Below are 11,934 nucleotides of genomic sequence, written 5' to 3'. Positions count from 1 at the left end.
GCTCCGCGCCGACATCCGCCAGCAATGCCCGCCACAAGGCCGGCTGCCAGCGCGAGGCCTCGTCCAGCAAGCGCTCGCCACCACGCGAGGTGCGCAGGCGATCGTGCCCCGCCGCCCAATCCGCCAGCCAGTCGGCGCGATAGACCTGGTACTGGTCGAACAGATCCGCCAGGCGCTCGGCCAACTGGTGGCGCTTGCGCAGGTCGCCGTCGTCGGCGAGAAAACGCCGCAACGGGGCAAAGACGTCGTCCGCCAGCAACGCCGGCAACAGGCGCATCAGACGCCAGGTCAGCGGCGCCTTGTCCAGCGGCGACTGCGACGGAATCGCATCCTTGCCCAACACGCCGCGGTAGGCCTGCCAGAGAAAACGCGCCGGTAGATCCACGTCCAACGCCGCGGCGATACCGCAACCTTCGCGCTCGGCCAGCGCCAGCTTGAGCCACTGGGCGATGCCGTTGCTCTGCACCAGCAGCACCTCGTTCTCCAGTGGCCGCAGCGGATAACGACGCATCCACTGCACCGCCAACGCGCGCAACTCTTCCAGATGGTTGCCGTGGATCACGATAAGACCGGGGGACAGCTCCGGACTGGCGGGCATCGACTGGCTCCTTGCAAATAACGATGGGCAAGTTTGCCAGTAATTGGCGACCAGGTGCGTCGAGAACGTTTGGCCATTTCAAGCATCGCCAACTGGCGGGGAACTGGCATTGCACGATTCAGTTGCGGGGGATTGGTTACCGAGCCCCGCAGATCGGCACCGACAGTATTGAGGCGGATGAAAGAATTCGCAGACACAAAAAAGCCTGGTCATCACTGACCAGGCTTTGATGTAGGGATTTTTGGTCGGGACGGAGTGATTCGAACACTCGACCCCTTGCACCCCATGCAAGTGCGCTACCGGGCTGCGCTACGCCCCGACGATGCTTACGTGTTACCGAAAGCGGGAAGAACTATACATTAAGCTTTTGAATTAAGGCAACTTTTTCTTTTGCCCTATTTCCGCAGGACATGCAGCACGTCCTCGAGCTCGACGATCATCTGCTTGATCAGCTGACGATACTGGGTGGTGTCGTCCTTGGCCTCGTCGCCGGAGAGGCGCTGACGCGCCCCGCCGATGGTGAAGCCCTGATCGTAGAGCAACGCGCGAATCTGCCGGATCATCAGTACGTCCTGGCGCTGGTAGTAACGGCGGTTGCCCCGCCGCTTGACCGGATTGAGCTGTGGAAACTCCTGTTCCCAATAACGCAGGACATGGGGCTTGACCGCGCAGAGCTCGCTGACTTCGCCGATGGTGAAGTAGCGCTTGCCGGGTATCGCCGGTAGCTCGTCGTTATGACTTGGTTCCAGCATATGCCTCGACCCTGGCCTTCAGTTTTTGCCCTGGACGAAAGGTGACCACACGGCGAGCCGTGATCGGGATCTCCTCTCCTGTTTTCGGGTTGCGGCCGGGTCGCTGGCGCTTGTCGCGCAAGTCGAAGTTACCGAACCCGGAAAGCTTGACCTGTTCGTTCAGCTCCAGAGCCTGGCGGATCTCTTCAAAAAACAGCTCCACCAGCTCCTTGGCTTCCCGTTTGTTCAGGCCGAGCTCTTCGTACAGACGTTCCGCCATTTCAGCTTTCGTCAGAGCCCCCATACGCTACTTCCTTAACGTGGCGTTGAACCTTTGTTCGAGGCAGGTGAGGATATTTTGCGTAGTAATACTCACCTCATCGTCATTAAGAGTGCGCGATGGATGCTGCCAGGTCAAGCCGACTGCCAGGCTTTTTCTAAGCGGATCAATGCCTTTACCGTGATAGACGTCAAATAGCTTGAGGTCTGTCAGCCACTCGCCCGCCGCCTCGCGAATGGCGGCGAGCACGGCCTCGGCCGGCTGTTCGCGATCGACCAGCAGTGCCAGGTCGCGGCGTACTTCGGGGAAGCGCGACAGCTCGCTGAAAACCGGCATGCGCCCGACTGCCACTTCGGCCAGCAGCAATTCGAAGAGGAACACCGGCTGATCCAGACCGAGGGTCTTGGCCAGCTCCGGATGCAGGGCACCCATAAAACCGACCAAACGCCCCTCCCGCTCGATGCGCGCGGTCTGGCCCGGATGCAGCGCCGGATGCTCGCCCGGCACGAAGGCGAAGGCATCGGCAGCGCCGGCACAGCCCAGCAGCGCCTCGACATCGGCCTTCAGATCGTAGAAGTCCACACTCTCGCGGCTATTGGCCCAGCCTTCCGGCAGACGGCCGCCACTGATCACGCCGCCCAGCATAGCTTCCTGCTTGAGACCTTCGAGCTGGCCGACGAAACGCAGGCCGCTCTCGAACAGACGCACGCGCGACTGCTGGCGATTGAGGTTGTGCTCCAGCGCCTTGACCAGGCCCGGCCACAGCGAGGAGCGCATGGCGGCCATGTCGGCGGAGATCGGGTTGGCCAGCTGCAGCGGGACGACACCCGGGCTGAACAGCTCGAACAGCTTGGGATCGATAAAACTGTAGGTGATGGCTTCCTGGTAACCGCGCGCCACCAGCAGGCGACGCAGGGCCGGCAGCTCGGCACGGGCTTCGGCCTTGGCCTGCGGGGCCAGGCGCGCCTGCGGGTAACGCACCGGCAGGTGGTTGTAGCCATACAGACGACCCAGCTCTTCGATCAGGTCCACTTCCAGGCTGATATCGAAGCGGTGGCTCGGCACGCTGACCTGCCACTGGCCGGCACCCTCGGCGGTCACGCCCAGGCCCAGCGCGCTGAGCAGGCGCTCGACTTCGGCGCCATCCATGTCCAGGCCAAGCATCTGGCTGATGCGCTCGGCGCGCAGAGTGATCGGCGCGACGTTTGGCAGGTCAGCCGTACTGGCCACTTCGATGATCGGGCCGGCGTCCCCGCCGACGATCTCCAGCAGCAGCGCAGTGGCGCGCTCCATGGCGCTGCGCGCCAGCTGCGAGTCGACGCCGCGCTCGAAGCGATGCGAGGAATCGGTGTGCAGGCCATAGGAGCGCGCCTTGCCGGCCACGGCGATGTTGTCGAAGAAGGCGCTCTCGAGGAACAGGTCGCGGGTCTTGCCGCTCACGCCGCTGTGCTCGCCCCCCATCACGCCGGCAATGGCCAGGGCGCGCTCGTGGTCGGCGATCACCAGGGTGTCGGCGCGCAGGCTGACTTCCTGACCATCCAGCAGCACCAGCTTCTCGCCCTCTTCGGCCATGCGCACGCGAATGCCGCCGTTGATCTCGGCGAGGTCGAAGGCGTGCATCGGCTGGCCAAGCTCGAGCATCACGTAGTTGGTGATGTCGACGGCGGCGTCGATGCTGCGGATATCGGAACGGCGCAGGCGCTCGACCATCCACAGCGGGGTCGGCTTGGACAGGTCAACGTTGCGAATGACACGACCCAGGTAGCGCGGGCAGGCCTTGGGCGCCAGCACTTCAACCGGACGCACTTCGTCATGGGCAGCGGCGACCGGGGTGACGGAGACCGTCGTGACCTGCGCGCCGTAGATAGCACCGACTTCGCGGGCCAGGCCGGCCAGCGACAGGCAGTCGCCGCGGTTTGGGGTCAGGCCGATCTCGATGCTGGCATCGTCCAGGCCCAGGTAGGCGCGGATGTCCTGGCCCACCGGGGCGTCTGCCGCCAGCTCCATCAGGCCGCTGTTGTCCTCGCTGATCTGCAGCTCGGAGGCCGAGCAGAGCATGCCCTGGGACTCCACGCCGCGCAGCTTGGCTTGCTTGATCTTGAAGTCGCCCGGCAGTTCGGCGCCGATCATGGCGAAGGGAATCTTGATGCCGGCACGGGCGTTGGGCGCACCGCAAACCACCTGGAAGTTGGCGCTGCCGTTGCTGACCTGGCACACGCGCAGTTTGTCGGCGTCCGGGTGCTGTTCGGCGCTAAGGATCTCGCCCACCACCACGCCGCTGAACTGGCCGGCGACCGGGATCACCGCGTCCACTTCCAGGCCGACCATGGACAGGCGGGCCACCAGCTCGTCGCGCGAGACGTCCAGGTTCACCCAGCTGCGCAGCCACTGTTCACTGAATTTCATATTGTCTGTTCTCCTTAAACGAATTCGATGACGAAGGCGGTACTAGCGAAATTGCGCCAGAAACCGCAGGTCGTTATCGAAGAACAGGCGCAAGTCATTGACGCCATAACGCAGCATGGCCAGGCGCTCGACGCCCATGCCGAAGGCGAAGCCGGAGTATTTCTCCGGGTCGATGCCGCTCATGCGCAGCACGTCCGGATGCACCATGCCGCAGCCCATCACTTCCAGCCAGCCGGTCTGCTTGCACACGCGACAGCCCTTGCCCGAGCACATCACGCACTGCATGTCGACTTCGGCCGAGGGCTCGGTGAAGGGGAAGAAGGACGGACGGAAACGCACGCCCAGCGGCTTCTCGAAGAACACCCGAAGGAACTCCTCGATGGTGCCCTTGAGGTCGGCGAAGCTGATGCCCTCGTCGATCAGCAGGCCTTCGACCTGGTGGAACATCGGCGAGTGGGTGATATCGGAGTCGCAGCGATAGACGCGGCCGGGGCAGACGATGCGGATCGGCGGCTGCTGCGACTCCATGGTGCGCACCTGCACCGGCGAGGTGTGGGTGCGCAGCAGCATGTTGGCGTTGAAATAGAAGGTGTCGTGCATCGCCCGCGCCGGATGGTGGCCGGGGATGTTGAGGGCTTCGAAGTTGTGGTAGTCGTCTTCGACTTCCGGGCCCTCGGCGACGTTGTAGCCGATATGGGTGAAGAACTGCTCGACACGCTCGAGCGTACGAGTGACCGGGTGCAGGCCGCCAGAAGCCTGGCCGCGGCCCGGCAGGGTCACGTCGATGCGCTCGGACGCCAGCTTCTCGGCGAGCAGGGCCTGCTCAAGCACGGATTTGCGGGCGTTCAGGGCGTCCTGAACCTGGTTCTTGGCGGCGTTGATCAGGGCGCCAGCCTGCGGACGCTCCTCGGCCGACAGCTTGCCCAGGGTCTGCATCAGGGCGGTCAGCTCGCCCTTCTTGCCGAGATACTGAACCCGGAGTTGTTCCAGGGCGTTGACGTCTGCGGTGTTTTGCACGGCCTCTAGCGCTTGCGAGACCAATGCATCCAGGTTTTCCATGTACGGACTCCAGATACGAAATAGGGGAAGAGCTTGAAGGCTCTTCCCCTATCTTTGACGTTGCCACCGGGCAAGCCCGGTGATTGTCGGGGGACTTAAGCCAGAACGGCCTTAGCTTTCTCGACAATCGCAGCAAACGCCGCTTTTTCGTTCACTGCCAGATCGGCCAGGACCTTACGGTCGATTTCGATCGACGCCTTTTTCAGGCCAGCGATCAGACGGCTGTAGGACAGACCGTTGACGCGAGCACCGGCGTTGATACGGGCGATCCACAGAGCACGGAACTGACGCTTGCGCTGACGACGGTCGCGGTAGGCGTATTGGCCTGCCTTGATCACCGCCTGCTTGGCGACGCGGAACACGCGCGAACGCGCACCGTAGTAGCCCTTGGCGAGCTTCAGGATTTTTTTGTGACGAGCACGAGCGATAACGCCACGCTTAACACGAGCCATGAGTAATTACCTCTAAATATCTTGACCGATTAACGAACGCGCAGCATGCGCTCGACTTTAGCTTTGTCCGACGGGCCGATCAGCGAGCTGCCGCGCAGCTGACGCTTACGTTTGGTGGACATCTTGGTCAGGATGTGGCTCTTGAAAGCGTGCTTGTGCTTGAAGCCCGAAGCAGTCTTCAGGAAGCGCTTTGCAGCGCCGCTCTTGGTTTTCATCTTTGGCATGTTTGGTACTCCGCATTCATTAACAACTGATAACCATCAGGCCTGCCAGTGCCCGGGAGGTTATTTACGCTTCTTGGGAGCGATGACCATCATCAGCTGGCGTCCTTCCAGCTTAGGATGCTGTTCAACGGTGCCGAGTTCGGCGAGGTCGGCTTCGACCCGCTTCAACAGCTCCATGCCCAGTTCCTGGTGGGCCATCTCACGGCCGCGGAATCGTAGCGATACCTTGGCCTTGTCCCCATCTTCAAGGAAACGTACCAGGTTGCGTAGTTTTACCTGGTAATCCCCTTCTTCCGTCCCTGGACGAAACTTGATCTCTTTGATCTGTTGCTGGTGCTGATTCTTCTTCGCAATAGCAGCCTGCTTTTTCTTTTCGAACAGGTGCTTGCCGTAGTCCATGATGCGGCAAACCGGCGGGACTGCGTCAGCGGAGATCTCTACCAGATCCAGCTTGGCTTCTTCAGCCACGCGCAATGCCTCATCAATCGAAACAATACCAACCTGCTCGCCGTCCGCACCAATCAGGCGAACCTCACGTGCGGTGATGTTCTCGTTGATCGGCGCCTTGGGAGCGGCCCGCTTATCCTGTCTCATTTCACGCTTAATAGTTATTACTCCGAATCTTGGCGACCACGCCGGGAAACCGCTTGCTGCAATTGCGCGGCGAACTGCTCGAGGGGCATGGAGCCCAGATCGACGCCTTCACGGGTGCGCACAGCAACGGATCGTGTCTCAACCTCCCGATCTCCAATAACCAAGAGATAGGGAACCTTGAGCAAGGTATGCTCGCGGATTTTAAAGCCGATCTTTTCGTTTCTCAAGTCAGCCTTGGCACGAAAACCGCTTTGGTTGAGAGTTTTCTCTGCTTCGCGGGCAAAATCGGCCTGCTTGTCAGTGATATTCATGATCACCGCCTGGGTCGGCGCCAGCCAGGCCGGGAACGCCCCTTCGTAGTGCTCGATGAGGATGCCGATGAAGCGCTCGAAGGAACCGAGGATCGCCCGGTGCAGCATGACCGGATGCTTGCGGTTGTTGTCCTCGGAAACGTACTCCGCGCCCAGGCGCACCGGCAGATTGAAGTCCAGCTGCAGAGTACCGCACTGCCACACGCGCCCCAGGCAATCCTTCAGCGAGAACTCGATCTTCGGCCCGTAGAAGGCGCCCTCGCCCGGCTGCAGGTCATAGGCCAGCCCGGCACTGTCGAGCGCCGCCGCCAGGGCCGCCTCGGCGCGATCCCACAGCTCGTCGGAACCCACGCGCTTTTCCGGACGAGTGGACAGCTTGAGCTGGATGTCGGTGAAACCGAAGTCGGCGTAGACCGCCTGGGTCAGCTTGATGAAGTCGGCGGATTCGGCCTGCATCTGCTCTTCGGTGCAGAAGATGTGCGCGTCATCCTGAGTGAAGCCGCGCACGCGCATGATGCCGTGCAGCGCCCCGGACGGCTCGTTGCGGTGGCAGGCACCGAACTCGGCCAGGCGCATCGGCAGCTCGCGATAGCTCTTCAGCCCCTGATTGAATACCTGTACGTGGCACGGGCAGTTCATCGGCTTGATCGCGTAATCGCGGCTTTCCGATTCGGTGGTGAACATGTTCTCGGCGTAGTTGGCCCAGTGCCCGGACTTCTCCCACAGGCTGCGATCGACTACCTGCGGCGTCTTGATCTCCAGGTAACCATGCTCGCGCTGCACCTGACGCATGTATTGTTCGAGCACTTGGTACAGGGTCCAGCCATTGGGATGCCAGAACACCATGCCCGGCGCCTCTTCCTGGGTATGGAACAGGTCCAGGCGCTTGCCGATCTTGCGGTGATCGCGCTTCTCGGCTTCTTCGATGCGCTGGATATAGGCCGCCAGCTGCTTCTTGTCCGCCCAGGCGGTGCCATAGATGCGCTGCAGCTGCTCATTCTTCGAATCACCGCGCCAGTAGGCACCGGAAATACGGGTCAGCTTGAACGCCTTGAGGAAACGGGTGTTGGGGACGTGCGGACCGCGGCACATGTCGACGTACTCCTCATGGAAGTACAGCCCCATGGCCTGCTCGTCCGGCATATCGTCGATCAGGCGCAGCTTGTATTCCTCGCCGCGCGCCCTGAACAGCTCGACGACCTCGGCACGCGGCGTCATCTTCTTGATGACGTCGTAGTCCTTGTCGATCAGCTCGGCCATACGCTTTTCGATGGCCGCCATGTCTTCCGGGGTGAAAGGACGGTCAATGGCAATGTCGTAATAGAAGCCTTCATCGATGACCGGACCGATCACCATCTTGGCGTTCGGATAGAGCTGCTTGACCGCATGCCCAACCAGGTGAGCGCAGGAGTGGCGGATGATCTCCAGCCCCTCTTCGTCCTTCGGCGTGATGATCTGCAGGGTCGCGTCAGCCTCGATCAGGTCGCAAGCATCGACCTGGCGACCATTGACCTTACCGGCCAGGGTGGCCTTGGCCAGGCCCGCACCAATGGACTGGGCGACCTCCAGCACGGAAACCGGATGATCGAACGAACGCTGACTGCCGTCGGGAAGAGTAATGATGGGCATGGCGCCTCCTCTCCTAGTGGTGACCCCTACCAAAGGTCACGTGGGTTGGGATGAGCCAGGAAGCGATCCGGCGGTATACCTGCCGAACGATGGCAGGAGCCCCAAGGGCCAACCAGAACCGAACCAGAGTCACTGGAAGTAAAGAGTGCGGATGCTTTCAGAAAGCCTGAACCCTGACAAGCAACCACAGACAATATCCGAGCGGAATTCCCGGAAGCTTTTTGCCGCCACGAATGACGAGCAACAAAAAAGGGGTCGCATCAACGACCCCTTTTTATCGATTTGGTAGGCACAATTGGACTCGAACCAACGACCCCCACCATGTCAAGGTGGTGCTCTAACCAACTGAGCTATGTGCCTTCGATGGGTGCGCATTCTACGCAGAAGTTTTTGGCCGTCAACAGGTTTTTTCGCTAACTCACTGAAATAGGCCAAATTTTTTATTTCAGCCAGGCTCGTTGAATATTTTGCACAGGCACTAGCCGGGCATTTTCAACTCAGGTAGGATCGGCTCATTCGTAAAAAATAAAGAACAGAGGTTCAAAATGGCGCACACGGCATACCCACAATCCTACTACGCCGCTTCTGCCAACCCCGTTCCCCAGCGCCCTGCCCTGCAAGGCGAAGTGGAAACGGACGTCTGCATCGTCGGCGCCGGCTACACCGGCCTGTCCACCGCGCTGTTCCTGCTGGAGAACGGCTTCAAGGTGAGCATCGTCGAGGCGGCCAAGGTCGGCTTCGGTGCCTCCGGGCGCAACGGCGGGCAAATCGTCAACAGCTACAGCCGCGACATCGACGTGATCGAGCGCAGCGTCGGCCCCAAGCAGGCGCAACTGCTCGGGCAGATGGCCTTCGAGGGCGGCCGCATCATCCGTGAGCGCATCGCCAAGTACGACATCCAGTGCGACCTCAAGGACGGCGGCGTGTTCGCCGCGCTCACCGACAAGCAGATGGGCCACCTGGAAGCGCAGAAGAAGCTGTGGGAGCGCTACGGCCATACCCAGCTGGAACTGATGGACGCCAAGCGCATCCGTGAGGTGGTGGCCACCGACAACTATGTCGGCGGCATGCTCGACATGAGCGGCGGCCATATCCATCCGCTGAACCTGGCCCTGGGCGAGGCCGCCGCGGTGGAGTCGCTCGGCGGGGTGATCTACGAGCAATCCCCGGCCACCCGCATCGACCGCGGCGCCAACCCGGTGGTGCACACCCCCGAAGGGCGGATCAAGGCCAAGTTCGTGGTGGTGGCGGGCAACGCCTACCTCGGCAACCTGATGCCGGAGCTGTCGGCCAAGTCGATGCCCTGCGGCACCCAGGTGATCACCACCGAGCCGCTGTCCGACGAACTGGCCGCCAGCCTGCTGCCACAGGATTACTGCGTCGAGGACTGCAACTACCTGCTCGACTACTATCGCCTGTCCGGCGACAAGCGCCTGATCTTCGGCGGCGGCGTGGTCTACGGCGCGCGCGACCCGGCCAATATCGAGGCGATCATCCGGCCGAAGATGCTCAAGACCTTCCCCCAGCTGAAGGACGTGAAGATCGACTTCGCCTGGACCGGCAACTTCCTGCTGACCCTGTCGCGCCTGCCCCAGGTCGGCCGCCTCGGCGACAACATCTACTATTCGCAGGGTTGCAGCGGCCATGGCGTGACCTACACCCACCTGGCCGGCAAGGTGCTGGCCGAGGCGCTGCGCGGCCAGGCCGAGCGTTTCGACGCCTTCGCCAACCTGCCGCACTACCCTTTCCCCGGCGGGCGGATGTTCCAGGTGCCGTTCAGCGCCCTCGGCGCCTGGTACTACACCCTGCGCGACAAGCTGGGCGTGTAACGACCGCAGGAACAAAAACGGCGCCCTCGGGCGCCGTTTTCGTTTGCCTTATGGACAGGCCGGCAAGGCCTGACATTGACCCGTTGCGACGCTCGCCTTCAGCGGCGCGGCAAAGCGCGCATCCTCCGGGGCCAGGCGCCGCGCGCAGGCCTGGGCCTGCTGCGCGCGTTCGCCGCAGCCTTGCTCGCCGAGCAACTGGGCCAGATTGAACCAGCCGGCGGCGAAATCCGGCTCGCGTTGCAGGCTGGCGCGCAGCGCCTGCTCGGCGCCTTGGCGATCACCTTCGGCATAGCGGCTGTTGGCCAGAGCGAACCAGCTCAGCGCCTGCTCCGGCCAGGCCTGGGTGGCGCGTCGATAGGCACGCTGCGCCGCCATCTTGCGCCCGGTCTGCTCCAGATCGCTGGCGGCCTTGAGCCAGGCGCGCATGTCGGCCTGCGCCGGCAATTGCTCCGGCGGCAAGGCCAGCACCGCCCAGCGCCCGCCGCGCGCCCAGCTCTGGTCGAAGCTGGCGAAATCATCCACCAGGCGCCGCGTGGTGCCGGAGCGCAGGATCAGCGTGCGCTTGCGACGGTCGTAGCCGACCACCACGGCGAAGTGCCATTGCGGGTAGAAGTCGAACGCCAGGTTCTGCAGCACCAGCACCGGATTGCCGGCGGCCACCTCGGCCAGCAGCGCCTCCAGACGCGGCTGCAGCGGATACACCAGCATGTCGTGGCTGCGTGCGGCGGCAACCATCTCCACCTGCAGACTGCCTTCGCGACCGGGCAGGTAGACCTTGTCCTTGAGCACGCCAGGGGTGGTCAGCACGCCGCGCTGGTTGAGCATGGTGGCCAACGCCGCCGGCCCGCACTGGTAGGCGTCCTGCGGGAAGAACGGCACATCGCTCAGCTCGACCCGCTCAGGCAAACGCTCGGCCTCCGGCGATAACAGCGGAGACCGAGCGCAGGCTGCGAGTAGAACGACTGAAGCGATACAGGCGAGGCGAATCAGCGATTGATGCATTTGACGAAATTGAAGATGTTGGTGGCGCACAGCATATCAGTGATGATGAAGATCACCAGGAACAGCACGATGATGCCGACCACGCCGGCACCGGCGGGCGCCTGATCCAGCTGCTGGTTGAACTGCGCCAGCTCGGCCGGGGTGAGGCTGGCGATACGCGACTCCACCTGCTCGCGCTCGACGCCCATGGCCACCAGTTTGTCCTTGACCTGCTCGTCGTCGAGCATGGCCATCAATTGCGCCTGATCCACCTGGTGCTGCTGTTCGGCGAGCACCTCGTGGGTGCCGATCATGGCCGCGTTGGCGACGGGTATCTGCACCACCAGCAGCAGGTGCAGCAATGCGGTGAAGAACGCCAGACGGCGCAGAACGGGGTGCATGGACATTGTCATTGTGGTTGTCTCCTGAGACGGCTAGGTAGCCAATAGACAGTATGGCAGGCGTCCGGGTTCACCCCGAAAATCTGCACCCGCTCACACTTCCTGCAGCAACTGGCTGAGCACCGCTCGCAACTTGCCCGGCTTGACCGGCTTGTTCAGCAGCGGCGCGCCCAGCGCCTGCAGGTCGCGGCGGCAGGCGTCGCTGCGGTCGGCGCTGATGATCAGCGCCGGAATCGGCCGGGCGAACGCCTCGCGCAGCTGCTGGATCACCTGGCAGCCGAGCACGCCGTGATCGAGGTGGAAATCCGCCAGTATCACCTCCGGCGCCCTGCCCTGCAGGCGTAGCAGCGCTTCGGGCAGATCCAGTGCGGTGACCACCTCGCAGCCCCACTGGCCGAGCAGCGCGGCCATGCTGTGCAGGATCGCCTCTTCGTTGTCG

General features: G+C 62.6%; 13 protein-coding genes and 2 tRNA genes. 1 reads left to right on the top strand and 14 read right to left on the bottom strand.

Annotated features, from left to right (window positions below; all coding sequences use genetic code 11):
* The 11 genes from N878_RS01900 to N878_RS01850 form a co-directional block, all read right to left on the bottom strand.
* A partial coding sequence (locus N878_RS01900; RefSeq protein ID WP_031302583.1) for an exodeoxyribonuclease V subunit gamma occupies positions 1-598 on the bottom strand: 598 nt, incomplete at its 3' end.
* 242 nt (positions 599-840) lie between these two features.
* Positions 841-917 (bottom strand) — tRNA-Pro (locus N878_RS01895).
* 76 nt (positions 918-993) lie between these two features.
* Complete coding sequence (locus N878_RS01890) at positions 994-1,350, bottom strand: MerR family transcriptional regulator (RefSeq protein WP_021441988.1); 357 nt, start codon at positions 1,348-1,350, stop codon at positions 994-996.
* On the bottom strand, positions 1,331-1,633 hold the full coding sequence (gene ihfA / locus N878_RS01885; protein WP_003243414.1) for an integration host factor subunit alpha: 303 nt from the start codon (positions 1,631-1,633) through the stop codon (positions 1,331-1,333). The genes N878_RS01890 and ihfA overlap by 20 nt, the downstream gene beginning before the upstream one ends.
* Positions 1,634-1,636: 3 nt before the next feature.
* A complete protein-coding gene (gene pheT / locus N878_RS01880; RefSeq protein WP_021441987.1) occupies positions 1,637-4,015 on the bottom strand; it encodes a phenylalanine--tRNA ligase subunit beta in 2,379 nt (792 codons plus the stop codon).
* A 42-nt stretch (positions 4,016-4,057) separates the two neighbouring features.
* Positions 4,058-5,074, bottom strand: a complete 1,017-nt coding sequence (gene pheS, locus N878_RS01875) for a phenylalanine--tRNA ligase subunit alpha (RefSeq protein ID WP_021441986.1) — start codon at positions 5,072-5,074, stop codon at positions 4,058-4,060.
* Positions 5,075-5,169: 95 nt separating this feature from the next.
* On the bottom strand, positions 5,170-5,526 hold the full coding sequence (gene rplT / locus N878_RS01870) for a 50S ribosomal protein L20 (protein WP_003243409.1): 357 nt from the start codon (positions 5,524-5,526) through the stop codon (positions 5,170-5,172).
* A gap of 29 nt (positions 5,527-5,555) precedes the next feature.
* Positions 5,556-5,750 (bottom strand): 50S ribosomal protein L35, encoded by a 195-nt coding sequence (gene rpmI / locus N878_RS01865; RefSeq protein WP_031302581.1) that lies wholly within the window; start codon positions 5,748-5,750, stop codon positions 5,556-5,558.
* A 60-nt stretch (positions 5,751-5,810) separates the two neighbouring features.
* Positions 5,811-6,362 (bottom strand): translation initiation factor IF-3, encoded by a 552-nt coding sequence (gene infC, locus N878_RS01860; protein WP_177342863.1) that lies wholly within the window; start codon positions 6,360-6,362, stop codon positions 5,811-5,813.
* Positions 6,362-8,284 carry a threonine--tRNA ligase gene (gene thrS / locus N878_RS01855; RefSeq protein WP_021441983.1) on the bottom strand — a complete coding sequence of 641 codons (1,923 nt, stop codon included), beginning with the start codon at positions 8,282-8,284 and terminating at the stop codon, positions 6,362-6,364. Before thrS ends, infC begins: the two co-directional genes overlap by 1 nt.
* 283 nt (positions 8,285-8,567) lie before the next feature.
* Positions 8,568-8,644 (bottom strand) — tRNA-Val (locus N878_RS01850).
* A 185-nt stretch (positions 8,645-8,829) separates the two neighbouring features.
* On the opposite strand from N878_RS01850, the gene N878_RS01845 reads away from it, so the two are divergent.
* Entirely contained in the window at positions 8,830-10,113 is a 1,284-nt protein-coding gene (locus tag N878_RS01845; protein ID WP_031302580.1) for an FAD-binding oxidoreductase, read from the top strand.
* Between the two features lie 48 nt (positions 10,114-10,161).
* Here the strand turns inward: N878_RS01845 and N878_RS01840 are convergent, their stop codons facing one another.
* The 3 genes from N878_RS01840 to N878_RS01830 all read right to left on the bottom strand — a co-directional run.
* Positions 10,162-11,115, bottom strand: a complete 954-nt coding sequence (locus N878_RS01840) for a PA2778 family cysteine peptidase (RefSeq protein ID WP_082457770.1) — start codon at positions 11,113-11,115, stop codon at positions 10,162-10,164.
* A complete protein-coding gene (locus N878_RS01835) occupies positions 11,100-11,501 on the bottom strand; it encodes a PA2779 family protein (protein WP_021441980.1) in 402 nt (133 codons plus the stop codon). Before N878_RS01835 ends, N878_RS01840 begins: the two co-directional genes overlap by 16 nt.
* An 87-nt stretch (positions 11,502-11,588) precedes the next feature.
* On the bottom strand, positions 11,589-11,934 hold a 346-nt coding region (locus N878_RS01830; RefSeq protein WP_031302577.1), incomplete at its 5' end, for a response regulator.

It is taken from the genome of Pseudomonas sp. EGD-AK9 (assembly GCF_000465935.2).
Classification (GTDB): Bacteria; Pseudomonadota; Gammaproteobacteria; order Pseudomonadales; family Pseudomonadaceae; genus Aquipseudomonas.
The sequence above is the reverse complement of the archived record's forward strand: the minus strand, read 5'-3'. Positions and strand labels throughout refer to the sequence as shown.